We start from the raw sequence: 26,258 nt of genomic DNA on the forward strand, positions 1-26,258 counted from the left end.
TCCCCGGGTTTTGCCAGGGGGCTATCCCCAAGGTAAACCATGCCTTCCCAAGGCCTCGGCCGTGGGGCCACCTTCGGATTTCTCACCTTTTTCCCTTAGGGTGGGGGTGTGCGGTGGCTTCTCGTCCTTTTCTGGATTGCCCTTATCTCTTGCCGGAGCCAGGCTTTGCCTGAACCCTTTGCCAGCCTGGAAAGGGGCGTGACGGAAGAGGTGCGCCAGGTGGCCCTGGGAGGGGAAGGGTATGCCCGGATGCTGGCGGGCTGGCTGCTTGTGGACCGGGACGCTTTGCCCAAAGGGCAAACAGATTTGCGCAAGCAAGCGGAGGTGCCCCTAGCCGAGCGGGCGGAGTACGCTTGGCGCTACGCTCTCTTCCTCGAGGGGGTGCGCGCCTTTGAACCGGGCTGGGAGGCGAGGGAGGCCTGGCGCAAGGCCGCCTTCCTCCTCCAGGCGGCAGAGGACCCCCGGGCCTTCTCCGCTTGGCAGAGGCTCTTGCCCGAGGAAGAGGCGGTCTCGGCCCTCCTCTCCCTAGGAGAGGGGGAGCGTCTTTGGGAGGCCCTCTTCCAGGGGCGGGCCTACGAGGCTCTTTTGCGGGTTCTTCCCCTGGGGGTGCGTCCCGACCTCCGCGCCCAGGCGCTTTTCCGGCTAGGACGCTATGGGGAGGCTTTGCCCTTTTACCAGGAGTGGGCCAGAGAGGACCCCAGGGGGTACCTGGGCCTGGGCTACGCCCTGTGGCGGCTTGGGCGGAGGGAGGAGGCCCTGGAAGCTCTGGTCCGTTACGACCACCCGGAAAGCCGCTACGCCCAGGGGCGGATCCTGGAGGAGATGGGAAGGATCCTCGAGGCGGTGGAGGCCTACCGGCAAAGCATCCCCCAGGGGGTCTGGCGGGCCACGGGTCTTCTGGAACGGCAGGGGTTGAAGAAGGAGGCCCTGGTCCTTTATCTGGACCTGGCCCGGGGTACGAGCCCGTACGCGGACGATGCTGCCCTTCGGGCCTACATCCTGGCGGGGGAGCTGGGCCTGGCCGAACCCCGTAGGGAAGCCCTGAACCTGGTGCAAGGGGGGCTAGGCCTTCTTCTGGGGAAGGAGCCCCAGCCTCCACCCCCGGCCCCTTCTTCCTGGCCGCCTCCCGAAGCCTCCCTGGTGGAGGCCCTGGTGGCTTTCGGCAAGGAGGCCTGGGCCCGGGGGGTGGTGCGCTACGCCCTTTGGCAGCGTCCCCAGGACTGGCCGGCCTTGGTGCCCCTCCTCTACCGCCTGGGGGCTTACCGGGAGGGGATCCGGGTCGCTTGGCCCACCGCCTTGGCTTACCCCCGCCCCTACCGGGATTGGGTGGAAGGGTACGCCCGGAGGGAGGGCCTGGACCCCGACCTCCTCTACGCCCTCCTTCACGTGGAAAGCCGCTTTGACCCTTTGGCGGTAAGCCCCACGGGGGCCCTGGGCTTGGGCCAGTTCCTGCGGAGCACCTGGGCGGACGTGGCCCGGATGCTGGGGGAGCCGCCCGCTGACCCCTTTGAACCCGAGGCCAGCATCCGCTATGCCGCCCGCTACCTGCGCTGGCTCCTGGAGCGGTGCGCTGCCTTTAAAGGTCTAGAGCAGGTGGCCTGTGCCGTCACCGCCTATAACGGGGGCATCGGCTACACCCTGAGGGGCATCGCCCGGGAGGGGGACCTCTACGCCTTCCTTTGTTTCCAGGAGCGGGACGAGCCCCGGGAGTACCTGGCCAAGGTGCTCGCTGCCTACGCCGCCTACCGGGCTACTCCTTAGCCTGGCGTAGGCCCTTTTCCGTCCAGGCGATGAGGGGCTTTAAGGCGAAGGGGGCGAAGAGGGTGGTGAAGACCACCATGAAGAGGACGATGGCGTACTCCTCTTCGTTCACCGCACCGGCGGCCAGCCCCAAGGCGGCCACGATCAGCCCCACCTCCCCTCGAGGGGCCATGCCCACCCCCACGGTTAAGGCGGAGCGCACCCCTTGGGTGAGAGCGCCTAGGAAACCCCCCAGCACCTTGCCCAGGATGGCGATAACCGTGACCACGCTACCTGCCGCTAAGGTGGCGGGGGAGATGAGGGCGGAAAGCTCCAGCCGCACCCCCACCATAGCGAAGAAGATGGGGGCCAGGAAGCTTTCTATGGCGAAGATGGGCTCCTCCAGCCTGTACTTTTCCCGCACCTCGGAGAGGAGCATGCCCCCCAGGAAGGCCCCCACAATGGGGGCCAGGCCGATGGCGGCGGCCAGGGCTGCCATGCCTACCCCTAGGGCCAGGGCGAAGCCCACCGGGCTGCCTACGGGGAGCCGCTCCAGGGGCAGGCGGGCGAAGAGGGGGGAGAGGACCACCGCCAGCCCCACGAAGACCACCGAGAGGAGCACAAGCTGCAGAATGGCACCGGTTTCCACCTGGCCCGTCTTGGCTACCCCGTTCACCACCGCCAAGACGATGAGGCCCAGCACGTCGTCGATGACCGCAGCCCCCAGGATCACCCGGGCGTAGGGGCGGGAAAGCACCCCGAGTTCCTGCAAAACCCGGGCGGTGATCCCCACGCTGGTGGCCACCAAGGCGGTGCCTAGGAAAAGGGAGGGCAGGGTGGCAAAGCCGATCTGGAGGCCATAGAAGTAACCTCCCACGAAGGGGAAGGCCACCCCCAAAACCGCCACCAAGAAGGCCTCCTTTCCCACGGCCAGGATGTCTTTAAGCCGGGTTTCCAGGCCCACCACGAAGAGGAGGAAGATGGCCCCGAGCTCGGCGATGAACTCCAGGATCTCCCCCTCGTGCACCCAACCCAGGAGGGCGGGGCCCACCAGGATGCCGGCCAGCACCTCCCCGATAACCACGGGTTGGTTCAGGCGCTTGAAGAGGAAGGCCATGACCTGGGCGGCCAGGATGAGGTAGAAGACCTCGAGGATATGCCCAGCTCCATGCATCACCGCCTCCCTAGGATGAGCTTGAGGAAGTCGCTCCGGGTAAGGATGCCCACCACCCTATTCCCCTGGTCCACCACCGGCAGGTGGCGCACCTCGCTGGTGAGGAGGGTTTCCAAAGCCTTTCCCACAGGGTCCTCGGGATGCAGGCGGGGGATATCCGTGCGCATCACCGCCTTTACCGGCGTTTTCTGGTAGCGCCGGTAGATATCCTCCAAAAACTCCCCGTCCACCCACTCCCCGAAAAGCTGCAGGGCCTCCACATCGGAGAAGGGAATGTTTTCGGGGTGGGGGAGGAGTTCCTCCACCTGGAGTAGCCCCAGTAAGCATCCCTCTTGGTCCACCACAGGCAGACTGCCGTAGCGCTTCTCCAGGATGCGCCGGGCGGCTTCCTCGAGGGTGGCCTCTGGCCCGATGGTGTCGGGGTTCTTGGTCATGAGGTCGGCTACCTTCATGGGCTAAAGTTTACCAGCGCTGCCACCTGGGGGCAAAGCGCCGGGCCGTGAGGGCGCCGAAAAGGAACCCCCCCAGGTGGGCCCACCAGGCCACCCCGGGTAGGCCCAAAAGCCCCTGAAGGAGCTGGAGAAAGGCCCAGTAGCCCAGGTAGAACCCGGCGGGGAAGGTGACGAAGAGGGGGAAGACGAGGAGGATCACCGAGACCACGTAAGCCCTGGGGAAGAGGATGTAATACGCCCCCAGCACCGCCGAGACCGCCCCGCTTGCGCCGATCATGGGAACGGTGCTTTGCGGGCTGAAGAGGCCCTGGGCTAAGGCGGCGGTCAGCCCCCCCAGGAGGTAGAAGAGGAGGAAGCGCCCGTGGCCCATGCGGTCTTCCACGTTGTCCCCGAAGACCCAGAGGAACCACATATTGGAAAGGATATGAAAAAAGCTCCCATGGAGGAACATGCTGGTGAGGAGGCGGTAGCCCTGTTCCAGGGGGTCTTGGAAAAAGAGGGCGGGAACAAAGCCGTAGGCTTGGGCGGACCATTCCAGGCCCACGGAGAGTTGCCAAAGAAAGGCTAGGGTGTTCAGGAACACCAGGCCCTTAACCACGAAAGCGGGCCGGCGGGCGTGGTTGATGTCGTAGAGGGGAAACACCCTAAGGCCTCCCAGGTTGTTGGTGACGATAGGGTAAGGGCACGTACTGCACGCTGGGCTTGCCCCCCTGGGCCTGGGGGTAGAGGTCCATGAGCTCGTAGACCTCGAGGGGCATCTCCGTGCTCACGGGAAGGCTCATCTCCCGGGCCTGGGCCACGTCGATGGGGTAGTCGTGGGTCCAGGTGCCCTGGGAGAGGAGGGTGGCCACCTCCTCCGCCTTCTCCTCGGGCATGCGCTTCATGAGCAGGTTCTTCACCGTGGCCTTCACCTGCTTCAGGGCCTTTTCCGCCACATCCGCCAGGATCAGGGTCTGGTCGTCTACTTCCTGGATGGGTTTCTTCTCCAGCACCTTGAGGATGCTGGCTGCCGGGTACTGGCCGAGCTGGGGGTCCACCGGGCCCAAGACGGCGTTCTCGTCCATGACGATCTCGTCGGCAGCCAAGGCGATCAGGGTACCCCCGGACATGGCGTAGTGGGGCACGAAGACCGTGACCTTGGCGGGGTGGCGCAAGAGGGCCTCGGCGATCTGCTCCGCCGCCAGGACCAGGCCTCCTGGGGTGTGGAGGATGAGGTCTATGGGCACGCTCTTGTCCGTGAGGCGGATGGCCCTTAGGACCTGCTCCGAGTCGTCGATGTTGATGAAGCGGCTGATGGGGATGCCCAGGAAGCTTACGGCTTCCTGGCGGTGGATGAGGGTGATGACCCGGCTTTGCCGCTTTCTTTCCAGCTCGGCGATCTTGCGGGCTCTGGCGCCCAGGAGCATCTGTTGCTGCAGGTAAGGGGTTAGGGCCGACAGGATGAAGAAAAGCCAAAACAGCTGGAAAAAGACGTCCATAGGGGCCTCCTGCGACCAGGATATGCCTCACGGAATGCGGACGCTAGTCTGGGTGGGAGGCTTGAGCGGGGTGGGGGTTAAGTGCTCGTGCACGAAGGGTGCTCCATTGGCAAAAGCAGAAGCGGCTTGCCCGTGGCCTTTTTGGGGCCCCCGTCGTGGCGCAAGCCACGACGGGGTACTTAGCGCACGTTCCCCGTTTCCAGCTTCCTGGCCCTCAGGTCCAAGAGGCTGTACTCGCCCTCGGAGAGGTTGCCCGGCACCACCACCCAGCTGGCCCCGAGCATCTCGTGCTTCTGCCCCCTGCCGGCGGTGATCACCAGGAGGGGGTTATGGGTTTTGATCAGGTGGGCCACCTCATGGGACCCCCCTTCCCCAAGGCCCTTGTGGTAGGGGTTGGTGTAGAAGAGGAAGATCTTGGGGTAGTCCTTGAGGTCCCAGAGGGTCTTCAGGTGGTACTCCGCCACCCAGGCGGGGTAGCGCAGGGCCTCATGCTCCTCGGGCTCGCCGTCATCGGTGATCTCCCCGCCTATGCCCGCCACCAGGTAGGGACCCTTCCAGAAGGTGAAGGTCTCGTGGACGTTGCGCATCTCCGGCCGCACCAGCTCGATGTTGGCGGCCTCCCGGAGGTATTCCCAAAGGGGCGCGTCCTGGGGCCCGGGGATGTAGGCAGTGGGGAGATGGGCCTCGGAGAGGATGCGGAAGAAGGCGGCGTAGTCCCGGCTTTTCGCCGTCTTGGGCATGAGGTTCCCCACCAGGGCGAGGGCGTCCGCCCCTGTTTCGGGGGCCAGCCGCACCAGCTTCTCCAGGGCCTCGAGGTCGCCCATGGGGTTGGAAATGGCCAGGATGTACCGCGTGGTCCGCCGCATGCCTCACCTCCTATTCCACCTGAACTTGGATCCTCTTGGGCTTGGTTTCCTCGGCCTTGGGCACCAGGAGGTGCAAGACCCCGTGGCGGAAGCGGGCCTGCACCCGGGAGAGGTCAAAGGTGCTGGGTACGTTGAAGCTCCGGGCGAAGCTGCCATAGGGGCCTTCCAGGCGGTGGTAGGCCACGTTCTCCCGCTTCTCGAAGGGCCGCTCCGCCTTTACGGAGAGCACCCCCTCCTCGGCCACCACTTCCACCTTCTCGGGCTCCACCCCGGGCAGGTAGACCAGGAGATGAAGCCCCTCCCCGTCCTCCATCACGTCCACCGGCGGGGCGTACACCCTGGGCCCCTGCTGGGGGGTGGTGCCGAAGGCCCTTGCCAGACGCTCCTGCAACTCCTCCAGCTCCCTGAAAGGATCAAACCGGATCATCCGCCTCACCTCCTCACCACCTCAGGAGCGCGGCCATGCCCCCGCGCTCCAGAAGCTGCTTTTCCGCTTCCCCCCGCACGAACTCCAGCTTGGCGGCATACCCTGCGGCCAGCTCGGGCAGGACCACGGCCAGGGGCTTGGTCTCGGGGGTGGGGCAGTAGGCCAAGGCCCTGGCCTCTTCGGGGAAGAACACGCCATCGCAAGCGTACACGGCTTGGTCCAGGTGCCAGGGAAGCACCCAGAGTTCCACCCGTCCCTCCTGCACCCTTTCCAGCACCTCGGGGCCGAAGACCGCTTTGGGGTAGGCTTCCTCCAGCTTCTCGAGAAGCTCCACCTCTCCCTTGCGCTCTATCTCCTCCAGGACAGGCTCCAGCCGCTTGAACACTTCGCCCGGCGTGGCCCCGGGGTGGGGAAGGGAGGGCAAGAGGGCGGCCACCCGTTCCTTTAGGCGCTTGGGTAGGTAGCCCAAGAAGAGCTTGGTGTGCTCCTCTGGGCCCATGAGCACCAGGCGGGTGAACCCTTTTTCCTGGACCATCTTTTCTAGCTCGCTGGCCAGGGTTTTGTAAAAGCGTTCTTCCCAGGCGGCCAGGCGCTTGGCGAAGAGGTCCTGGCCTGCGCCCCCCCGGGAGATGCCCGCCAGGTTGAAGCGGCGCCCTGGGGCGTCCAGGGAAAGCCGCCGCCAGGCCTCGGTATCCAGGGCGAGGAAGGCATCCCCCACTTCCTGGATCTCGCCCAGGAAGATTTCAAACACCCGCCAGCGCTCCTGGTCCAAATAGACCACCCCGTAGCGCTCGTACTCGTCCAGGGCGTAGATAAGGGGGAGAAGGAAGGGTTCGCCGTAGTGGGCTAAGGCCCCCTCCGTGAGGAAACGGCTTTCCTTTTCCCTCAGGAAGGTGGTCTTGAGGCTGGAGACCAGGGGCAGCTCCACCTGGAGCAGGAGGGTTTCAAAGAGCTTGTCCTTGGCGAAGAAGACGGCGGTCTTGGCCTCCAGAACCTGGTTTTTCAACACTTCCAGGACCTTATCCTGCAGGTCCTGGGGCACCTCCAGGGCCTTCATGGCGTCCTTGGCCCTCAGGGCGTAGGCCCGGTTGCTGTTTTCCGGCTTGGCGGGGTTGATGTTCAGGTAGAGGGAGAGGATCGGCCCCTCTGCGATAGCCAGGGTTTCCTTGATGCGCCGGATTTCTTCCTTTGCGATCATAGGCCACCTCCTAAAAGGGCTACGGCTTTGCGCACGGCTTCCTGGTTGAGCCTTTCCTCCCGGCCCAACCGGGTGAAGAGGGCCTCGAGGTCGGGCTCGAGGAAGGTGCTCTCCAGATAGTAAGCCCGGTCAAACCCTTCCTCGGAAAGGAGGCGGAGAAGAGCCTCCCAGCCCTCCTCTTCCACCTTGGGTGCAGGGGGAAGGGAGGCGCCATGGCGGCGCAAGGTTTCGGCGATGGCCTCGGCATGAGCCCGTTCCCGGCGGGCCACCTCTTCCAGAAGGGCCCGAAGGTGGGGGTAGGGTACTCCTTCCGCCGCCCTTTCCGCCCGCAGGGCATCCAGAAGCTCATCCTGGTAGGCCTTTTGCAGGACTTCCACCACGCTCATGCCGCCTCCTTTCTCAGGCCTCTACCCGCTCGGGGGTGCGGAAGACCAGCCCCGTGGGGCCAGCGTCCACCACCACGGCATCCCCCTCCTTGACCTCCCCGGCCAGGATCTTTTTGGCCAGGGGGGTTTCCAGCTCCCGGGAGATCACCCGCTTCAGGGGCCTGGCCCCGAAGACGGGGTCGTAGCCCCGCTCGGCCAGGTATTCCTTGGCGGTCTCGGTGAGGGTAAGGGTGATGCGCTTTTCCGCCAGGCGGGCCCTGAGGCTTTGGAGCTGGATCTCCACGATCTCCCGCAGCTGCTCCCGGGTGAGGGGCCTAAAGACCACGATCTCGTCCAGACGGTTGAGGAACTCGGGGCGGAAGTGCTTTTGCAACACGGCGAAGACCTCCTCCCGGATGCGTTCGTAGGGCAGGCCCTTCTGGATGCCCTCGAGGATCAGGGGGCTTCCCAGGTTGGAGGTGAGGATGATCACCGTGTTGCGGAAGTCCACGGTGCGCCCGTGGGAGTCGGTGAGGCGGCCGTCGTCCAGGATCTGCAGGAGGATGTTGAAGACGTCGGGGTGGGCCTTCTCGATCTCGTCGAAGAGGATGACCGTGTAGGGGCGGCGCCTTACCGCCTCGGTGAGCTGCCCGCCCTCCTCATAGCCCACGTAGCCGGGTGGGGCCCCGATGAGCCGGCTCACCGCGTGCTTCTCCATGTACTCCGTCATGTCGATGCGCACCATGGCCTCCTCGGTGTCGAAGAGGGTGGCGGCCAGGGTCTTGGCCAGCTCCGTCTTGCCCACCCCCGTGGGGCCCAGGAAGAGGAAGCTCCCGATGGGGCGGTTCGGGTCCTTGAGGCCGGCCCGGGCCCGCCTTATGGCGTCGGCCACGGCGCGGATGGCCTCCTCCTGACCCACTACCCGCTTGTGGAGCTCGTCCTCAAGCCTGAGGAGTTTCTCCCTTTCCCCTTCCAGGAGCTTGGAAACGGGGATGCCCGTCCAGCGGGAGACGATCTCGGCGATGTCCTCCTCGGTCACCTCCAGGCGCACGAAACGGGCGTTTTTGAGCTTCTCGGAGAGGGCCTCCACCTCGGCCTCGAGGCGGGGAAGCTCCCCGTAGCGGAGTTCGGCAGCCCGGTTCAGGTCGTACTGGCGCTCCGCCAGCTCAATCTGACGGCGTACCTCGTCCAGGCGTTGCTGGGCCTCGTGGAGCTTTTTCAGGACCTCCCGCTCCGCCTCCCACTCGGCCTTGAGCTTCTCGATCTCCTGGTTGAGGTGGGCGATCTCTTCTTCGATGGCCTTGAGCCTTTCCTGGGAGTCCGGGTCCTTCTCCTTCTTTAGGGCCTCCCGTTCGATCTCCAGCTGGAGCTTCTTCCGCTCCAAGGTGTCGATCTCCTCAGGGGCGCTTTCCAAGGCCATGCGCAGGCGGGCAGCCGCCTCGTCGATGAGGTCGATGGCCTTGTCGGGAAGGCGCCTTTCCGTGATGTAGCGGTGGGAGAGGACCGCCGCCGCCACGATGGCGGGGTCGGAGATGCGCACCCCATGGTGCACCTCGTACTTCTCCTTGATGCCCCGGAGGATGGAGATGGTCTCCTCCACGCTGGGCTCGTCCACGAAGACGGGCTGGAAGCGCCTTTCCAGGGCGGGGTCCTTCTCGATCTCCCGGTACTCGTCCAGGGTGGTGGCGCCGATCAGCCTAAGCTCCCCCCGGGCCAGGGCAGGCTTCAGCATGTTGCCGGCGTCCACGGCCCCCTCGGCCTTGCCCGCCCCCACCACGGTGTGCAGCTCGTCGATGAAGAGGATGATTTCCCCCTGGCTTTGCACCACCTCCTGGATCACCGCCTTCAGGCGCTCCTCAAACTCGCCCCGGTACTTGGCCCCGGCCAGGAGGGAGCCCATCTGCAAGGAGATGATGCGCTTGCCCTTGAGGCCTTCCGGCACATCCCCCTTGACGATCCGCTGGGCCAGGCCCTCCACGATGGCGGTCTTGCCCACTCCGGGCTCGCCGATGAGCACCGGGTTGTTCTTGGTGCGCCTTAGGAGGATCTGGATGGTGCGCCTTATCTCCTCGTCCCGGCCGATCACCGGGTCCAGCTTGCCCTCGGCGGCCAGCTTGGTGAGGTCGATGCCGTACTGCTCCAGGGCGTTGTAGGTGCTTTCCGCATGTTCCGTTTGCACGGTTTTACCTCCTCTAAGTTCCAGTAACCCTTTCCTTAGGGGGCCTTCCTCGGGAAGGCTTGCCTGGAAGGAGGGCTCGGTCCTGGAAGCTTCCGACAAAGCCAGCACCAAGGTGTCCAAGGCCACGAACCGGTCCTTGAGCTCCCCCATAAGGGCCTCGGCCCGGTCCAGGGCCCGGGCGAGCCTTTGGGAAAGGTACTGACCCACCTCGGCCCCCTCCACCTTGGGCAGGCGGCCCAGTTCCCGCTCGGCGCTTTCCTTGAGGGCCTTGGGGTTACCCCCTGCCCTCTCCAGAAGCCGCCAGGCCAGGCCCGTGGGGTCCTTAAGCAGCACAGCCCAGAGATGGGGCAGGTCGATGGCCTGGTGCTTCATCCCCCGGGCCAGGACCTGGGCCTGGGCCAGGGCCTCGCGGGCGGCTTGGGTCCAGCGTTCCAGGTTCATACTCCCTTTCCTCCCACTACCCAAATCATATCACTTGACAAAGATAATGTCAAGTAAGCTGCGCAGAGTGAATACCCAAACCAAAACCTCATGTCCAGGAGAGGTTCGCTAAGCGGGGGCGGTGGCAACGCTCTTTGTCTTGATTATAGGGGAAAGGGATGGGAGGGATGTCCCGGCCTTCGGCCTGCCTTGGCTTGGGAGGCTTTTGGGGAAAGCCAAGGCCCCTGGCAGGGCTTAGCGGCGCTCCAGGATCTCCACCGCCAAGGCTGCCCCCACCAGGTTGGCCCCCAGGTCGCGGCGGATGCGTTCCGCCTTGGCCATGCGCAGAAGGTCTTCCTCCCGGAAGTACCAGGCACCCCCCACCTCCAGGGGCTCCACGAAGCCGATCTCCACGTAGGCCCGCACCACCCCCAGGGAAAGGCCGTAGTCCGCCAGGGCCTCCAGGGATAGATAGGGGCTACGCGCGAGCATAGCGCACCTCCTTGAGCTTCCGCCAAAGCTCCTCCTCCTCAGGCGTCAGGTGCTCGGGGATCACCACCCGCACCTCCAGGTAGAGGTCTCCCCGGCCATGGGGTCCGGGAAAGCCCTTCCCCTTAAGCCGGAGCTTTTTGCCCGCCTGGGTCCTGGGGGGGATGGTGACCTCCACCGGGCCCTCCAGGGTGGGGGCCCGCACCTTGCCCCCCACCACGGCGATGGGGGCAGGAACATCCAAGGTGGCGTAGAGGTCCTGGCCCTCGAGGCGGAAGACCGGGTGGGGCAGAAGGCGCACGGAAAGGAGCAGGTCCCCTGAGGGTTCCCCAGGCCCTCCCAGGCCCGCCAGGCGGATGAGGCTTCCCTCTTGCACCCCTGGGGGAATCCTCACGGAAACCCGCCTTCCCCCCACCTCCACCACCTTTTCGCCTCCCCGGAAGGCTTCCTCGAGGGTAAGGGGAAGCCCGGCCCTGAGGTCGCGGCCTCTCCTTGGCCTCCTCCGCCCCATACCCCCGAAGAGCCCGCCGCCGAAGAGCTCCTGGAAGAAGTCGGAGAAGTCCTCCACGTCAAACCCGGAGAAGTCGTACCCCCCAGGGGGCGGGGGTGGGGGAGGGGTGGTGGTGCCGTAGGTGTCGTAGACCTTGCGCTTTTCCGGGTCGGAGAGGACGGCGTAGGCCTCGTTGATCTCCTTGAAACGCTCCTCGGCCTCGGGGCTTTTGTTCACATCGGGGTGGTACTGGCGGGCCAGGCGCTTGTAGGCCCGCTTGATCTCCTCCTGCGTGGCGTTTCTCGGTACCCCCAGGATGGCGTAGTAGTCCTTCATGGCCTACTCCACGCCCTCTTCTTCTGGGCTTTTCTCCTCGCCCACCGCCACCCGGGCTGGGCGCACCAAGGCCTCGCCCATGCGGAAGCCCCTTTGGAAGACCCGGGCCACCTTGCCAGGCTCCCCGGGAAGGAGGCCGATGGCCTCGTGGTAGCGGGGGTCAAAGGCCTCTCCCTCCCCGGGCACCTCCTCGATCCCAAGCCCCGCCAGGATGCGGAAGAAGCCCTCCCGCACCGCCTTAACCCCTTTGAGGATGCTCTCCGGGTTGGCCTCGGCGAACTCCAAGGCCCGCTCCAGGTCGTCCAGGACGGGGAGAAGGGCCCTGACCGCCCTGAGGATTCCTTCCCGTTCCCTAAGCCTAAGCTCCTCCTCCATGCGCTTGCGGTAGTTGTCAAAGTCGGCAAGGAGGCGCAGGTACCGGTCCTTCAGGGCTTGGAGCTCCTCCTCCGCGGCCAGAAGGCGTCCCTCCAGGGCCAGAGCTTCCTCGCCTACCGCTTGGAGGTCTTGCTCCACCCGGGCGGCCTGCTCCTGTTGGGTTTCCTCACGTTCCTTCTCCATGCTTCCTCCAAGGGGGGTAAGGGGAAGCCCCTGCCCCGGCAGGGGCCAGGGCAGGGGGGCTTTAGTCGGCGGGCTTGTAGTCCGCGTCGATCACGTCGTCAGGGCCACGGCTGGATGCCCCGGTGGTCCCGGCGGTGGCCGCCTTCTCGTAGGCCTCCACCGCCTTCAGAAGCTCCTCCGTGGCGGCCTTCAGCTCGGGGTCGGAGGCATCCTTCTCCGAAAGCTCCTTCGCCTTGGCGATGGCCGCCTCGAGGCGCGCCTTGGCCTCGGGGGTGCTTTGCTTCTCCTGGAGGATCCTCTCCGCCTGGACGCGGGTGGAGTCCAGGGTGTTCTTGAGCTCGGCGTGCTCCCGGCGGCGCCGGTCCTCCTCCGCGTGGCGCTTGGCCTCCTCGATCATCCGCTGGATTTCCTCCTCGGAGAGGGTGGTGGTGTTCTGGATGGTGATGGAGGCCTCCTTGCCCGTGGACTTCTCCTTGGCGGTCACGTGGAGGATGCCGTTGGCGTCGATGTCAAAGCAGACCTCGATCTGGGGGACCCCGGCGGGCATGGGGGGGATGCCCTCGAGGCGGAACCGGCCCAGGCTCTTGTTGTCCGCGGCCATGGGGCGCTCACCCTGGAGGACGTGGATCTCCACCGCGGTCTGGTTGTGCTCGGCGGTGGTGAAGATCTCGCACTTGCGGGTGGGGATGGTGGTGTTCCGGGGGATGAGCACGGTCATCACCCCGCCCTTGGTCTCCACGCCCAGGGAGAGGGGAGTGACGTCCAGGAGGACCACATCCCGCACCTCTCCCATCAGGACCCCCGCCTGGATGGCCGCCCCCATGGCCACCACCTCGTCGGGGTTCACGGAGCGGTTGGGCTCCTTGCCCAACAGTTCCTTCACCACCCTCTGCACCGCGGGCACCCGGGTGGCCCCGCCCACCAGGATCACCTCGTCGATCTGGGCCGGGGTCAGGCCGGCGTCCTTCAGGGCCTGCTCCACCGGGCCCTTTAGGCGCTTCAGCAAGGGTTCGATGAGCTCCTCAAACTTGGCCCGGGTAAGCTTCTTCTCCAGGTGCAAGGGGGTCTTGCTGGCGGGGTCCAGGGCGATGAAGGGCAGGCTGATGGTGGTTTCAAAGGTGCTGGAAAGCTCGATCTTGGCCTTCTCCGCCGCCTCGATGAGGCGCTGGAGGGCCTGGCGGTCCGCCTTGAGGTCCACCCCGTACTCCCGCTTGAACTCCTCGGCCAGCCAGTTCACGATGGCGTGGTCCATGTCGCTGCCGCCCAGGTGGGTGTCCCCGGAGGTGGACTTCACCTCAAAGACCCCCTCGCCGATCTCCAGCACCGTCACGTCAAAGGTGCCGCCCCCCAGGTCGAAGACCAAGACGGTCTCGTTTCCCTTCTTGTCCAGGCCATAGGCCAAAGCGGCCGCGGTGGGTTCGTTGATGATGCGCAAGACCTCGAGGCCCGCGATCCGCCCGGCGTTGGCCGTGGCCTCCCGCTGGGCGTTGTTGAAGTAGGCGGGCACGGTGATCACCGCCTTGGTGATCCTTTCCCCCAGCTTCTTGGAGGCATCCTCCACCAGCTTGCGGAGGACCATGGCGCTGATCTCCTCTGGGGTGTAAAGCTTGCCCTTGATCTCCACCCGCACCCCGCCATCGGGCCCGGGAACCACCTTGTAGGGGACCCGCTTGGCCTCCTCCCGGACCTCCTCAAAGCGGCGGCCGATAAACCGCTTGATCTCAAAGACGGTGCCCTCGGGGTTCAGGACCGCCTGGCGCTTGGCCATGCGGCCCACCAAGGTTTCGCCATCCCGGAAGGCCACCACGCTGGGGGTGGTCCTTTCGCCCTCTGCGTTTTCCAAGACCACGGGCTTACCGCCCTCCATGATGGCGATCACGCTGTTGGTGGTGCCCAGGTCAATGCCCACTGCCTTAGCCATAGCTACACCTCTCATTTCAAGCATAGACCATGGTACATGGGTAAGTCAAGAGACTTGAGCATATTTGTATCATAGTGCTCCATGCTACCCGGATTTCCCTTCGGGCGTGTACCCTAAGAGAAGACATGTCCCGGCTTCCCTTGAACTTCTTGGTCTTCGTGTTGGGCCTGCTCCTTTTGGCCTGGGCCTTCAGCCTGGCGGGCACGGCGGGGAACCCCGGGGGTGGGGTGAATTACACCACCTTCCTGGAGGACCTGCAGGCGGGCCGGGTGAAGGAGGTGGTGGTGCGGGCCGGGGATACCCGCATCCAGGGCACCCTCACCGATGGCTCCACCTTCACCACCTACGCCGCCAGCCCCCCGGACAACCAGACCCTCGAGGCCTGGATGCGCAAGGGGGTCAACGTGCGGGTGGAGCCCCCCCAGGGCCAAAGCCCTTTGGGCTTCCTGTGGCCCCTTCTCCTGGTGGGTCTTTTGGTGGGCGCCCTCTTCTACTTCTCCCGCAGCGGGCGCGCCGGGCCCTCGGACTCCGCCTTCAGCTTCACCAAGAGCCGGGCCAAGGTGCTCACCGAGGCCCCCAAGGTGACCTTCAAGGATGTGGCCGGGGCCGAGGAGGCCAAGGAGGAGCTCAAGGAGATCGTGGAGTTCCTGAAGAACCCCGCCCGCTTCCACGAGATGGGGGCCCGGATTCCCAAGGGGGTCCTTCTGGTGGGCCCCCCTGGGGTGGGGAAGACCCACATCGCCCGGGCGGTGGCCGGGGAGGCCAAGGTGCCCTTCATCACCGCAAGCGGCTCCGACTTCGTGGAGATGTTCGTGGGGGTGGGGGCGGCCAGGGTCAGGGACCTCTTTGAAACCGCCAAGCGCCACGCCCCCTGCATCGTATTCATCGACGAGATCGACGCCGTGGGCCGCAGGCGCGGGGCAGGGGTTGGGGGTGGCAATGACGAACGGGAGCAGACCCTGAACCAGCTGCTGGTGGAGATGGACGGGTTTGAAAAGGATTCCACCATCATCGTCATGGCGGCCACCAACCGGCCCGATGTCCTGGACCCGGCCCTTCTACGCCCAGGGCGCTTTGACCGCCAGGTGGCCATAGATGCCCCTGACGTCAGGGGTAGGGAGCAGATCCTCCGCATCCACGCCCGGGGTAAGCCCCTGGCGGAGGACGTGGACCTGGCCCTTCTGGCCAAGCGCACCCCGGGCTTCGTGGGCGCGGATCTGGAGAACCTCTTGAACGAGGCAGCCCTCCTGGCGGCCCGGGAAGGCCGGAAGAAGATCACCATGAAGGACCTCGAGGAGGCGGCCGACCGGGTGATGATGGGGCCGGCCAAGAAGAGCTTGGTCCTCACCCCCCGCGACCGCAAGATCACCGCCTACCATGAGGCGGGGCATGCCCTAGCCGCCCACTTCCTGGAGCACGCGGACGGGGTGCACAAGGTGACCATTGTGCCCCGGGGGCGGGCTTTGGGCTTCATGATGCCCAGGCGGGAGGATATGCTCCACTGGAGCCGAAACCGCCTCCTGGACCAGATCGCCGTGGCCTTGGCTGGGCGGGCAGCGGAGGAGCTCATCTTTGAGGACGTGACCACGGGGGCGGAAAACGACTTCCGCCAGGCCACGGAGCTGGCCCGGCGCATGATCACTGAGTGGGGCATGCACCCTGAGTTCGGGCCGGTGGCCTACGCCGTGCGGGAGGACACCTACCTGGGCGGGTACGACGTGCGCCAGTACTCTGAGGAAACCGCCAAGCGCATCGACGAGGCGGTGCGCCGCCTCATCGAGGAGCAGTACCAGCGGGTAAAGAGCCTTCTGCAGGAGAAGCGGGAGATCCTAGAGCGGGTGGCGGAGACCCTCTTGGAGCGGGAAACCCTCACCGCCGAGGAGTTCCAAAAGGTGGTGGAGGGCCTGCCCCTGGAGGAGGAGGAAAGCACCCCTCAGGAGCGTCCAGAGAAGGAAACCCCCCGGGTGGTGCCCAAGGTCAAACCAGGAGGAGCCCTGGGCGGAGCTTGATACCACCTCGCCTTGGCGAAAGCCAAGGTGGGGGCCCCGGAAGATCCTTGCCCCCGCGGTGTTCTGGGATACCTAGGGGCAGGGCGGAGAGGGAAAAGGTAGGAATAAACCCGGGGGGCTAAAGCCCCCCCGGGGGAAGGGAATACCTTACTTCTTGACCTTTTCCTTGAGGGCCTTGCCCGGCTTGAAGGCGGGATACTGGGTGGCGGGGATCTTGATCTTCTCCTTGGTGCCGGGCTTCACGCCGGTGCGGGCCTTGCGCTTGCGCACCTCAAAGGTGCCGAAGCCGGTGAGCTGGACCTTGTTCCCCCCCGAGAGGGCCTCTTCCACCTTGGAGAGGAACGCATCCACCGCTGCCTTCACGTCCTTCTTCTTGAGGCCCGTGGCGGCAGCCACCTGATCCACCAGATCCGCTTTGGTGACCGTTTTCTTTGCTGCCATTCTTCACCTCCTTCCTCTTTTCCCTTCCGCAAGGACTATAGCACGCCTGAACGCAGCCACGCAATACTCTGACCTATTTGTATACCTGTGTATAGCAATGTGTGATAACGGAAGTATTGGCTCTAGCGGTACTGGGGTGGCAGGAGTTCCCGTACCTGGGCCTCTATCTCCCGGGTCAGGCTTTCCAGCTCCTGGTGGGTAAACCGGGAGAGCCTCGGAACTGGTATAGGTTTGCCGTAGATCACCCGGATGGGCCTGCGCAGACGGAAGAGTTTTCGGCCCACGGGCCAGGCCTGGTCGGTGCCCACCACGGCCACGGGTACCACCGGGCTTCCGGTGCGCAGGGCGATGGCCGCCACCCCGGTCTTGAAGGGCTGGAGCTTGCCCGTGCGGCTTCGGGTACCTTCCGGGAAGATGCCGAAGGCCATGCCCCGCTCCAGGGCGCGGATGGCGCCCTTGATGGCGGAGAGGTCGCTTTGCCCCCGCTCCACGGGGATGGCGTAGAGCCGGGGCAAAAGCCAGGAGAGGAAGGGCAGGCGGAAGACGTCGGCCCGGGCCAGGAAGCTCACGGGGCGTCGCATCCCGGCCCCCATGGCGATGGGATCCAGGATGGAAAGGTGGTTGGCCGCCAGGATCACAGGACCTTTCCGGGGAATGTTGTCCGCTCCCTCCACCCGGTAGCCGAAGAGAAGGTGCAAGAGAAACCGGGCCAGATACCAGGCGGCCCGGTAGATGGGATTCGGCTGGTGTGCCTCCACGGGTTCCAGTTTACGGGTCCAGCCGGCGGAGGGCCTTGCCCGCCTCGAGGTGGGCCAGGCGCAAGGGTTCGGGGAGGCGGAAGCGGGTGGGAAGGCGCTTCACGAAGGCCAAGGCTTCCTCCAGGCCCACCCGGTGCCCCGGGGAGATGTAAAGGGGCTTCACCCCCTTTCGGCTGCGGTAGGCGTAGCCCAGGGGGCGGCCTTCTGGGGAGAGAAGCCTTACCGCACTTCCCGCCTCCAGGGGCAAGGGAGCCTCGAGGCGGCCGTAAAGCAAGTTCTTGGCCACCCCGATGCTGGGCAGGTCCAGGTGCACCCCCAGGTGGCTGGCGATGCCCAGGCCTCGGGGATGGGCGATGCCTTGGCCATCCACCAAAAGGGCCCCGGGTGGCTCGGGAAGCGCCTGTAAGGCCTGGAGATAGGCAGGAGCCTCGCGGAAGGAGAGGAAGCCAGGGATGTAGGGGAAAAGAGCTTCCTCGGGCACCACCCCCACCCCCACGGCAAGAGGGCCCTTTTCCAGGTGGTAAAGCACCGCCACCGCCACCAGGGGCTTCCCCCTTTTATGGGAGGCGTCCAGGGCGGCGATCCGCTTGACGCCTTTAAGGCCTCCCTCCAGGATCACCCTTTCCGCCAGGCTCCTCTGCAGGGCCATGGCCGTTTGGAGGTCCTCCGGCTTGGGGAAGGGCGTCATGGGTTTTCCGGGGGGTTAGGTGGCCTCCCGCAGGCGCTCCAGCACCTCGGGGTCGGAGGGGTCCACCCCGTAGAGGAGGGCCAGGTAGTAGGCGGTCCAGGCCAACCGGTACCAGAGGGCCAGGGCCTGGGCCAAGCGGCTGCCTGAGGGAGCGGGCACCTCGGCGATGGCGTCCACCCGGGTTTCCAGGATTTCCTTGGCCAGACGTACCGCTTCCCCTTCTCCCAGAAGGAGGGCGGCCAGGGGGTCTCCCTGCTCGTGGCGAGCCTCGAGGCCCGTGAGGAAAAACTCCAGGGCGCTATGGGGTGGGGTGAGGGCCAGGCTTTTCCCGATGCGAGCAAAAAGGCTTTGCCCCGCTTCCTCCAAGGGGCGGAAAAGGGGAGCGTAGAGGAGGGGGATTCGCTCCACCAGGGTGTAGGCCAGGAACTTGGCGGGGTTCTCCTCGAGGGGGATTTCCGGGGTGAGGCGTTTTCGTTCCTCCAGCAAGGCCCTATCCACCTCCGAGAGGGCCTCCTCCTGTCCTGTGGCCAGAAGGAGGAAGCGCAGGTAGCGGTAAGGGTTCAGGGGGCTAGGGGACAGGTAGACTCCCACCTCGGGGCGGAGGCCCACCTTGACCACCTGCACCCGCTCCGTTTCCGCCAGAAGGGAAAGGGCAGCGGCCTCTCCCAGGTCGTACCCTCCTTCCAGCACGAACAGGGTTCCCTCCTCCGTCCAATCGGGAAGGCCGGATAGCCGGGCGGCGAAGTGGCCCTCCCCATAGCCCAAGGCGGCGTGGGGGCCGGGGTAGGCCTCCGCGGGCACGGGTCCCGAGCCCACCAGGTCCCTAAGCTCCAGGGCCAGGCCCCGCCGGTCGGCCAGGTAGGTTTCCTCGCGGTCCAGGTCGCGCATACCCCTTATGCTAACCCTCGTGCGGCTTTTCCGTCCCAAGCCGGTGCTGCGTCCCTGGGGGGGAGGTGCCCTGGGCTTCGGCCCAGGGGTGGGAGAGGTGTGGCTTTCGGAGGAGCCCCTCCTGGTGAAGATCCTGGACCCAGCGGAATGGCTTTCCGTGCAGGTTCACCCGCCCCATGCCTATGCCCTAGAGAAGGAAGGGAGGCCCGGTAAATACGAGGCCTGGTACGTGCTCACCCCGGGGGAGGTGATCTACGGCTTTTCCCGGCGGGTGGGCCCCGAGGAGCTTAGGGATGCTGTGGCCGGCGGGAACCTGGACCCTATCCTGAACCGGATTCCCGTGGCCCCGGGCCAGGTGCTCTACCTGCCCGCCGGGGTGGTGCACGCCTTGGGTCCGGGGACGCGGGTCTACGAGGTGCAGACCCCCTCGGACCTCACCTACCGCCTCTACGACCACGGCCGTCCCCGGGAGCTCCACCTGGAGAAGGCCCTGGAGGTGGCCCTTCTGGAGCCTATCCCATGGCTCCCACCCCAGCCCGAGCCGGTGGAAGGGGGAGAGCGCCTCCTCAAGACGCCTTATTTCCACCTCTATCGCTATCCCTTGCGGGGGGTCCTTCATCTTGAGCCCCAGGCTCCCCTTCTCCTCACCCTCCTGGAGGGAGAGGCCCAGGTGGAGGGGGTTCGCCTTCAACCCCCGGCCACCTTCCTTCTGGAGCCGGGGGAAGGGGTCCGGGTGAAAGGGGAGGGGTTTTTCCTCGGGGCGAGCCCTACAGGGTCCTGAGAAGGGCTTCCACCCTGGGGGAGGGTTTTTCCCCAAGCTCTTCCCAAAGCCTTTTCCGGTAATGCCCCAAGAGCTTTCGGGCCCGGGCCCGTTGCCCCTGGGACAGGCAGGATTCCACCAGGGGGATGAGGGCTTCCTCGTCCAGGGGGTCCAGCCCCAAGAGGCGCTCTAAGAAGTGGGGTTCTCCCTTCCTTAGGAAAAGGGCCCGCACCCGGTGGAAGACCTCCTCCCGCTTGCGGTCCAGAAGGGGGTGGTCCAGGCCGGGGAAGAGGGGCTCTTGGTAAAGGGCTAGGACCTTCTCCGCGTCCCCCTGCCGTAAGGCCTCCTCCAGGGCAAAGAGGTCGGCCTCCACCCTCCCCAGGCCCTCCTCCCCCAGGTAGGTGGGTACCCCCCAGGGCTCCAGGAGCTTCCGCAGGCGAGCCAGCCAGACGTAGAGGTTGTTCAGGGCCGCCGCCTCGGGCATGTCCGGCCAAAGGGCAAAGGCCACCTCCTCCCGAGGAAGGCGAAGGAGCAAGAGGGCGAAGACCTCCTTGGTCTTGCCCCTTAGCTCCACGGGCCCCAAGGGGTTTTCCACATGGAAGCGCCCCACCACCTGGACCTTCAAGGGGGGTATCTCTGGAAGCCTCAGGGCGATGGCCTCCTTCCAGCCCAGGCGCAAGAGGTCCAAAAGGGGGTAGGCCCGGGAAAGCTCGGGCCGCTTCCTAGGCAGGCTTTCCAGGGGAAGGAGGCCGGGGAGAATGCCCTCCTTGGCGTCGGTTAGGGCGAGGAGGGCTTCCAGATCCCCCTCTTCCCGCAAGAGGCGGTAGCGGGCGGCATGCCAGAGAAGCCTTTCCTCCCGGCTTTCGGGGTAGAGGGGAAGGAGGCCTGGGTCCTTTTGCAGGAGGGCCCGGGTGAGGCTTGGGAAAAAGCCAAAGAGCCCCTCGAGGGTCCCTGGGTCCTTCTTCAGCTCCGCCAGAAGGGCCCGTCCCCTTTCCACCAGGTAGGGGGTTTCCCAAAGCTCCGCCTGGGCCACATGGCGGGTAAGGGCCTCGGCATCCCCTTCCAGGTGGGCGAGGAGCATCTTGGCATCGAGGGAAGCCAGGGGGCTTCCGGGGGCTTGGGCGGCCCTTTCCAGGTAGGTGCGGGCCTTCTCCCTCTGTCCCAGGAGGAGGTGGAGCCACCCCAGGTCCCGGAGGTGGCCAGGGATGTTCTGGGGCATGTGTGCCTCCATCAGCCTGAGGGCCTCCTCCAAGGTCCGGATCCTTTCGCTGAGGCTTCCCTTCAGCTCAAAGCGCAGGAGGGACAGGTTGGAGAGGGGAGCAAGGCGGTAGGGGCTCTCCAGGGGCAGGTACCGCAGAGCCTCTTCCAAGAGGCGGGCGGCCTCCTCCGGCCTGCCCTCGGCGAAGGGAACCCGGGCTACGTCGTTCAGGAAGCGGCCCGCCAGTTCCGGCTTTACCTTGGGCAAAAGCTCTAGGCCCCTTTCCAGGTAGGCCCGGGCCCGGGGCAGATCCTTCCCCAGGGGGGGGTCGCAAAGATAGTAGGCCAGGTGCCCTAAGGCGAAGAGGGCGAGGGCAGGGTCTCTCGCCTCGGCCTCCGCCAACGTTTCCAAAAGGGTTAACCCCTCCCTCCTCCCGCACTGGGCCAGAGCTTCCCCCAGACGTAGGCGGCACCTGGGGCCCCCGCGGCGCAGGAGGTCCTGCCACCCCAAAAGCCTCTCCGCGGGGATAGGGAGGGTGATGGGGCGCTCCAGAAGGTCTAGAAGCTCTTCTCCTAGGCCCGCTTCCCAGTAGGCCTCCGCCAACAGGGTGGGGGGAAGGCGGTGGGCACTTTGGCGCACCGCCCCCTGCACTTCTGGCCGCAAGCTGCGCCTAGCCATATCCTTTAGGAGGAGGTGAAGGGCGTAGCCTTCGGGCAGGTGTCTTAGGAGCCCCTTTTGGAAGAGGCTTTCCGTCTCCGGGCGGGCCTGGGAGGGGGGCAGGTAGGGCAGGGCGGCCAGCAGGAGGCCTTCCTGGAACTCCTCCGGGGATAGGCTCTCCTTCAGGCCCTGGACCAGGGCCATGGGCTCGGGAGGGCTTCCCGTGAGGGCGGAGAGGAAAAGGGGAAGGGGCCAGCCCCCCGTGGCCCGGTGGGCTTCCTCATACCCCTCCTTGCCGGCGAAGAGGAGCTTGGTTTCCTCCAGGGTGAAGGCCAGGTCCACCGCCTTTAGGTGCACGAGCCTTCCCTCGGAGAGGAGTTTGGGGAGCTCGGGGTAGGGGAGGGGCTTTCGGCTGGCCAGCACCAGGAGGCAGGGCAGGGTGCGGAGGAGGGGGGAGAGGTCCTCCGTTCCCGTCAGGTCCTCCAGGATGACCAGGGTGGGTTCAGCCCGAAGGGCCTCCACCACCCCACCCCAGGGCACCTCCTGGGGCAGGTCCAGGGCCTTGGCCAGAAGACTCCGGGGCTCGCCCAGAAGGCTGCTGGCCCAGAGGGTGCGAAGGCCCAGTTTGGCGGCAAGCTGTCCGGCCAGGACGCTTTTCCCGAAACCCGCGGGGGCCTCGAGGTGGATGGCAAAGCCCGGTTCTTCGGGCAGCCGTTCCAGGAGCCTTTTCCGTTCCAGATAAACCGGGCTTTGCCACGCCAGGGCCATGCTTGTGTTCCATTTTAAGGGCTGGCCGCCCTTGACCAAAGCCCCCCGCTCCCCCGAGACTGGGGGGCATGGACCGGCCTTACCTGGACCTAGGCCCCTGTGGCCCCTTGCGGGGGGTGCTGCGCGTCCCCGGGGACAAGTCCGTTACCCACCGGGGGCTCATGCTCCTGGCCTTAAGCCAGGGGGAGGGCAGGCTCTTCTATCCCCTAAAGGCTGGGGATACCCTTTCCACCGCCCGGGTCCTGAGGGCCTTGGGGGCGGAGATCCTCGAGGAAAAGGGCCCCGAAGGGGCTAGGTTGGCTAGGGAGGAGGGCCCCCACTTCCGGGTGCGGGGGCGGGGGCTGCGCTTGAAGGAACCCGAGGATGTGCTGGACTGCGGCAACGCCGGGACCCTGATGCGCTTGATCCTGGGCATCCTTTCGGGGCAGGAGGGGCTTTTTGCGGTCCTTACGGGGGACGCCTCCCTGCGCCGCCGTCCCATGGGCCGGGTGGTGGAGCCTCTCCGGGCTATGGGGGCCTCTATAGACGGAAGGGAAGGAGGGAAGAAGGCTCCCCTGGCGGTGCGTGGCAGGGGCTTAAAGGGAGTTTCCTACACCCTTCCCGTGCCTAGCGCCCAGGTGAAAAGTGCCCTTCTCCTGGCCGGGCTTTTTGCCGAGGGCGTCACGGAGGTGGTGGAGCCTGTTCCCACCCGGGACCACACGGAAAGGCTCTTCCGTCACTTCGGGCTTCCCTTGGAAGCCGAGGGCCCGCGCATCCGCACCCGCAGGGCCGAGCCCTTCCCCGCCAAGGACCTCACCGTGCCCGGAGACTTCTCCTCGGCGGCCTTTTTCCTGGGGGCGGCCCTCGTCACCCCGGGTTCCGAGGTCACCGTGGAGGGCGTGGGCCTAAACCCCACCCGTACCGGCCTCCTGGAGGTGCTGAAAGCCATGGGGGCGGATCTGGAGTGGCAGGTGCTGGAAGGGGAGGGGGGGGAGCCCGTGGGCTACGTGCGGGCCCGGTATAGCCCCCTGAAGGGGGTTTCCGTGGACCCCGCCCTCATCCCCCTCCTGGTGGACGAGGTGCCCATCCTGGCCGCCGCCGCCGCCTGGGCGGAAGGGGAGACCTATATCCCGGGCCTTTCCGAGCTAAGGGTGAAGGAATCGGACCGGGTCCAGGCCATCGCCCACAACCTCCGGGCCCTGGGGGTGGCGGTGGAGGAGGGGTCGGACTGGCTCCGCATCGGGGGCGGAGGGGTGCGGCCTGGGGAGGTGGAGCCCTTCCACGACCACCGCATCGCCATGGCCTTCGCCGTGGCTGGCCTCCCCGTGGGGGTTAGGGTCTGGGAGCCCCATTGGGCGGAGATCTCCTACCCTGGGTTTTTCGGGGACCTTTTGCGGCTATGCGCGGCATCGTGACCATCGACGGGCCCTCGGCCTCCGGAAAAAGCTCCGTGGCCAAACGGGTAGCGGAGGTTCTGGGGGTGCCCTACCTCAGCAGCGGTCTCCTTTACCGTGCCGCCGCCTACCTGGCCCAGCGGGCGGGGGTGGACCCTGGGGATGGGCCGGGCATCCTGGCTCTTTTGGAAACTTACCGGGTACGCTTGCTCCCCGAAGTTCAGGGCAACCGGGTGGTGGCCGAGAAGGCTTCCACCCTGGAGGACCTGACCCCCTACCTCCACACGCCGGAGGTGGACCGGGTGGTTTCCTTGGTGGCCCGGCATCCCGGGGTGCGCTCTTGGGTCAACGAAAGGCTTAGGGAAGTGCCCCCACCCTTTGTGGCCGAGGGGCGGGATATGGGCCGGGTGGTTTTCCCTGAGGCCCCCCACAAGTTCTACCTCACGGCCACGCCGGAGGTGCGGGCCAGGCGGCGCACCCTGGAGCGGCCACAGGATTACCAGGAGGTGCTGAAGGAGCTGATCCGGCGGGACGAGCTGGACCGGGCCCAAAGCGCCCCTGCTCCCGAGGCTATCGTGATCGATACCAGCGGGATGACCCTCGAGGAGGTGGTGGCCCGGGTGCTCTCCCACATCCAGGACTGACCATGGTGCCGGGAGCCAAGAAAAGGCCGGTACAGGAGTTTCTCAACGTCCTGGTCTTCCGCCCCTTGGCCCACCTGGTGGTCCTCCTTCTGTACCGCACCCGCGTTAGGCCTCACCACCTGGTCCTCTTCCACACGTTCTTGGTCCTGCTCGCCGCCAGGTTGATCCATCTGGGCCAGGATGTGCCCGCAGCCTTTCTTCTCCAGCTAAAAACCGTTTTGGACAACGCCGATGGCCAGCTGGCGCGCCTCAGGGGGGAGGTCACGGAGCTCGGGCGGTACCTGGATACGGAGCTGGACCTTTTGGGGAACCTCCTCCTCTTCCTGGCCCTGGGGGCGCGCACCGGGGCCTGGGAGCTGGCCTTTGCAGGCTTCTTGGTTTTCACCCTGGTCCAGTCCTACGACTTCAACCTGGAGAGGCTTTACCGGGAAGCCCGGGGCCTTCCCCTGCCCCCCGAGGAACGGGATCCCCCCACTTTGCTTCTCGCCTTCCTGCGGGGGGTGTACCGCTTCCTCTTCCTCCCCCAGGACCGGGGCATAAGGGCCCTGGAGGGCTTTGTGCTCCGACGTTTTCGCCTTGTTCCCGAGCGCTTTTGGGACGAATGGGCTTTGGCGGGGGTGGTGAACCTGGGCCTCACCACCCAGCTTTTCTTCCTGGGGGTCTTTTTGCTTTTCCAAAGCCCTGAGGCCTATCTCACCTTCGTGCTCCTTCAGGCCCTGTATCTTGTCCTTTGGTATCTATGGAGAATCCTCCGCGCCATCCCGTCCCCACGGTAGGGGCCCTGGTGGAACAAGGGGGCCGGGTGCTTCTGGTGCGCACCCCGAAGTGGCGGGGGCTATGGGGGGTGCCCGGGGGGAAGGTGGAGTGGGGGGAAAGCCTCGAGGGGGCCTTAAGGCGGGAGTTCCGGGAGGAGGTGGGCCTTGACCTTAGGGAGGTGCGCTTCGCCCTGGTGCAGGAGGCCATCTTCAGCCCGGAGTTCTACAAGCCCACCCACATGCTCCTCTTCAACTACTTTGCCCAAGGGGAAGGGGAGGTGCGGCCGGGCGAGGAGATTCTGGAGTGGGCCTGGGTAAGGCCGGAAGAGGGCTTTTCCTTTCCGCTAAATAGCTTCACCCGGGTTTTGCTGGAAACCTACCTGGTGGCAAAAGGGGAGAGATGAGGGTCGCCTTGGTTACGGGAAGCGCCAAGGGCATTGGCCGGGCCATCCTCCTGGCCCTGGCCAAGGAGGGTTTTCACGTGGCGGTGCACTACCGCACCTCGGAGGGCCTGGCGGAGGCCACCCGCCTCGAGGCGGAGGCCTCGGGAGTTAAGGCCATCAAGGTGCGGGCTGACCTCACCCGGGAGGAGGAGGTCTTGGCCCTGGTGGAGGAGGTGCGCTACCACCTGGGGGGGATCGGCGTCTTGGTGAACAACGTGGGGGATTACCTCTATAAGCCTATAGAGGAGGTGAGCCTCGAGGAGTGGCGCTGGATTTTGGACTCCAACCTCACCAGCACCTTCCTCCTCACCCAGAGGGTCCTTCCCCTCATGGTGGCCCAGGGGTATGGGCGCATCGTGAACCTGGGCTACGCCGGGGCCCATAACCTCCTTTCCCGGCCCCACATCACCCCCTACGCCATCGCCAAGACCGGGGTGATTCTCTACACCAAGGCCATCGCCAAGCGGTTTGCAGGGGCGGGGATCACCGCCAACGTGGTGGCCCCGGGGGTGGCGGAAAACTCCATATCCCAGCCCCTTCAGGAGATCCCCATGGCCCGTCTGGCCTTGCTCGAGGAGATCGCCCGGGCGGTGCTCTTCTTCGTGCGGGAGCCCTACGTGACCGGGCAGGTCCTCGAGGTGGCGGGAGGGTGGAATCTCTAGGACCCCCCCAGCCTGGCGAAGGCCGGGGTGGGGACCCTTGAGGAACAGCTCTTCGGGTCTAAGAGGCTGTCGTAAAAGTCTTGTATCCTTGAAGGGTGCAGAGGACACGCACATCTTACCC

At 65.9% G+C, this 26,258-nt stretch carries 26 protein-coding genes; 8 read left to right on the forward strand and 18 right to left on the reverse strand.

Annotated elements, in window-relative coordinates:
• Positions 1-108: 108 nt before the first annotated feature.
• Complete coding sequence (locus tag C2847_RS07055) at positions 109-1,761, forward strand: transglycosylase SLT domain-containing protein (RefSeq protein WP_105317734.1); 1,653 nt, start codon at positions 109-111, stop codon at positions 1,759-1,761.
• Here C2847_RS07055 and C2847_RS07060 read toward each other — a convergent pair.
• The 13 genes from C2847_RS07060 to dnaK form a co-directional block, all read right to left on the reverse strand.
• Positions 1,751-2,914, reverse strand: a complete 1,164-nt coding sequence (locus tag C2847_RS07060) for a cation:proton antiporter (RefSeq protein WP_105317735.1) — start codon at positions 2,912-2,914, stop codon at positions 1,751-1,753. The two genes, C2847_RS07055 and C2847_RS07060, sit on opposite strands and share 11 nt — an antisense overlap.
• Complete coding sequence (locus C2847_RS07065) at positions 2,914-3,366, reverse strand: CBS domain-containing protein (RefSeq protein WP_105317736.1); 453 nt, start codon at positions 3,364-3,366, stop codon at positions 2,914-2,916. Before C2847_RS07065 ends, C2847_RS07060 begins: the two co-directional genes overlap by 1 nt.
• Before the next feature lie 10 nt (positions 3,367-3,376).
• Complete coding sequence (locus C2847_RS07070; RefSeq protein WP_105317737.1) at positions 3,377-4,009, reverse strand: rhomboid family intramembrane serine protease; 633 nt, start codon at positions 4,007-4,009, stop codon at positions 3,377-3,379.
• Between the two features lies 1 nt (position 4,010).
• Complete coding sequence (locus C2847_RS07075; protein WP_105317738.1) at positions 4,011-4,844, reverse strand: SDH family Clp fold serine proteinase; 834 nt, start codon at positions 4,842-4,844, stop codon at positions 4,011-4,013.
• A 179-nt stretch (positions 4,845-5,023) separates the two neighbouring features.
• The gene (locus tag C2847_RS07080) at positions 5,024-5,710 is read right to left on the reverse strand and encodes a metallophosphoesterase family protein (protein WP_105317739.1); all 687 of its coding nucleotides are present in this window, start codon (positions 5,708-5,710) and stop codon (positions 5,024-5,026) included.
• A gap of 10 nt (positions 5,711-5,720) precedes the next feature.
• Positions 5,721-6,137, reverse strand: a complete 417-nt coding sequence (locus tag C2847_RS07085; protein ID WP_105317740.1) for an Hsp20/alpha crystallin family protein — start codon at positions 6,135-6,137, stop codon at positions 5,721-5,723.
• Positions 6,138-6,150: 13 nt separating this feature from the next.
• On the reverse strand, positions 6,151-7,335 hold the full coding sequence (locus tag C2847_RS07090; protein WP_105317741.1) for a VLRF1 family aeRF1-type release factor: 1,185 nt from the start codon (positions 7,333-7,335) through the stop codon (positions 6,151-6,153).
• Positions 7,332-7,721 carry a ferritin family protein gene (locus C2847_RS07095; RefSeq protein ID WP_105317742.1) on the reverse strand — a complete coding sequence of 130 codons (390 nt, stop codon included), beginning with the start codon at positions 7,719-7,721 and terminating at the stop codon, positions 7,332-7,334. The genes C2847_RS07090 and C2847_RS07095 overlap by 4 nt, the downstream gene beginning before the upstream one ends.
• A 13-nt stretch (positions 7,722-7,734) precedes the next feature.
• Entirely contained in the window at positions 7,735-10,320 is a 2,586-nt protein-coding gene (gene clpB / locus C2847_RS07100; RefSeq protein WP_105317743.1) for an ATP-dependent chaperone ClpB, read from the reverse strand.
• Positions 10,321-10,554: 234 nt separating this feature from the next.
• On the reverse strand, positions 10,555-10,791 hold the full coding sequence (locus tag C2847_RS07105) for a chaperone modulator CbpM (RefSeq protein ID WP_105317744.1): 237 nt from the start codon (positions 10,789-10,791) through the stop codon (positions 10,555-10,557).
• Positions 10,778-11,614 (reverse strand): DnaJ C-terminal domain-containing protein, encoded by an 837-nt coding sequence (locus C2847_RS07110; protein WP_105317745.1) that lies wholly within the window; start codon positions 11,612-11,614, stop codon positions 10,778-10,780. Before C2847_RS07110 ends, C2847_RS07105 begins: the two co-directional genes overlap by 14 nt.
• A 3-nt stretch (positions 11,615-11,617) precedes the next feature.
• On the reverse strand, positions 11,618-12,172 hold the full coding sequence (locus tag C2847_RS07115) for a nucleotide exchange factor GrpE (RefSeq protein ID WP_105317746.1): 555 nt from the start codon (positions 12,170-12,172) through the stop codon (positions 11,618-11,620).
• Between the two features lie 61 nt (positions 12,173-12,233).
• A complete protein-coding gene (dnaK, locus tag C2847_RS07120) occupies positions 12,234-14,093 on the reverse strand; it encodes a molecular chaperone DnaK (protein ID WP_105317747.1) in 1,860 nt (619 codons plus the stop codon).
• A gap of 125 nt (positions 14,094-14,218) precedes the next feature.
• On the opposite strand from dnaK, the gene ftsH reads away from it, so the two are divergent.
• Entirely contained in the window at positions 14,219-16,102 is a 1,884-nt protein-coding gene (gene ftsH / locus C2847_RS07125; RefSeq protein WP_105317748.1) for an ATP-dependent zinc metalloprotease FtsH, read from the forward strand.
• 147 nt (positions 16,103-16,249) lie between these two features.
• Here the strand turns inward: ftsH and C2847_RS07130 are convergent, their stop codons facing one another.
• From C2847_RS07130 to C2847_RS07145, 4 genes are all read right to left on the reverse strand, one after another.
• Positions 16,250-16,543, reverse strand: coding sequence for an HU family DNA-binding protein (locus C2847_RS07130; RefSeq protein ID WP_038031078.1), 294 nt, complete (start codon positions 16,541-16,543; stop codon positions 16,250-16,252).
• 122 nt (positions 16,544-16,665) lie between these two features.
• Positions 16,666-17,301, reverse strand: coding sequence for a lysophospholipid acyltransferase family protein (locus C2847_RS07135; RefSeq protein ID WP_105317749.1), 636 nt, complete (start codon positions 17,299-17,301; stop codon positions 16,666-16,668).
• Positions 17,302-17,311: 10 nt separating this feature from the next.
• Positions 17,312-17,989 carry an endonuclease V gene (locus tag C2847_RS07140; protein ID WP_105317750.1) on the reverse strand — a complete coding sequence of 226 codons (678 nt, stop codon included), beginning with the start codon at positions 17,987-17,989 and terminating at the stop codon, positions 17,312-17,314.
• Between the two features lie 15 nt (positions 17,990-18,004).
• Complete coding sequence (locus C2847_RS07145; RefSeq protein ID WP_105317751.1) at positions 18,005-18,877, reverse strand: SIS domain-containing protein; 873 nt, start codon at positions 18,875-18,877, stop codon at positions 18,005-18,007.
• 7 nt (positions 18,878-18,884) lie between these two features.
• Here C2847_RS07145 and C2847_RS07150 point away from each other — a divergent pair, with 7 nt between their 5' ends.
• Positions 18,885-19,658, forward strand: a complete 774-nt coding sequence (locus C2847_RS07150) for a class I mannose-6-phosphate isomerase (RefSeq protein WP_105317752.1) — start codon at positions 18,885-18,887, stop codon at positions 19,656-19,658.
• Here the strand turns inward: C2847_RS07150 and C2847_RS07155 are convergent.
• Positions 19,645-22,260: a transcriptional regulator gene (locus tag C2847_RS07155; RefSeq protein ID WP_105317753.1), complete on the reverse strand. Its 2,616-nt coding sequence runs from the start codon at positions 22,258-22,260 to the stop codon at positions 19,645-19,647. The two genes, C2847_RS07150 and C2847_RS07155, sit on opposite strands and share 14 nt — an antisense overlap.
• Positions 22,261-22,328: 68 nt before the next feature.
• Between C2847_RS07155 and aroA the strand changes: the two genes are divergently transcribed.
• Genes aroA through tmpR form a run of 5 tightly spaced genes read left to right on the forward strand, consistent with a single transcriptional unit; the run spans position 22,329 to position 26,137 of the window.
• Positions 22,329-23,654, forward strand: a complete 1,326-nt coding sequence (aroA, locus tag C2847_RS07160) for a 3-phosphoshikimate 1-carboxyvinyltransferase (protein WP_105317754.1) — start codon at positions 22,329-22,331, stop codon at positions 23,652-23,654.
• Positions 23,639-24,277, forward strand: coding sequence for a (d)CMP kinase (gene cmk / locus C2847_RS07165; RefSeq protein ID WP_105317755.1), 639 nt, complete (start codon positions 23,639-23,641; stop codon positions 24,275-24,277). Before aroA ends, cmk begins: the two co-directional genes overlap by 16 nt.
• A 2-nt stretch (positions 24,278-24,279) precedes the next feature.
• A complete protein-coding gene (locus C2847_RS07170; RefSeq protein ID WP_105317756.1) occupies positions 24,280-25,053 on the forward strand; it encodes a CDP-alcohol phosphatidyltransferase family protein in 774 nt (257 codons plus the stop codon).
• Positions 25,017-25,436 carry an NUDIX domain-containing protein gene (locus tag C2847_RS07175; RefSeq protein ID WP_105317757.1) on the forward strand — a complete coding sequence of 140 codons (420 nt, stop codon included), beginning with the start codon at positions 25,017-25,019 and terminating at the stop codon, positions 25,434-25,436. Before C2847_RS07170 ends, C2847_RS07175 begins: the two co-directional genes overlap by 37 nt.
• Positions 25,433-26,137 (forward strand): bifunctional dihydropteridine reductase/dihydrofolate reductase TmpR, encoded by a 705-nt coding sequence (gene tmpR / locus C2847_RS07180; protein WP_105317758.1) that lies wholly within the window; start codon positions 25,433-25,435, stop codon positions 26,135-26,137. The genes C2847_RS07175 and tmpR overlap by 4 nt, the downstream gene beginning before the upstream one ends.
• The last annotated feature ends 121 nt before the right edge of the window (positions 26,138-26,258 follow it).

The organism is Thermus tenuipuniceus, from assembly GCF_002964845.1.
GTDB lineage: Bacteria > Deinococcota > Deinococci > Deinococcales > Thermaceae > Thermus > Thermus tenuipuniceus.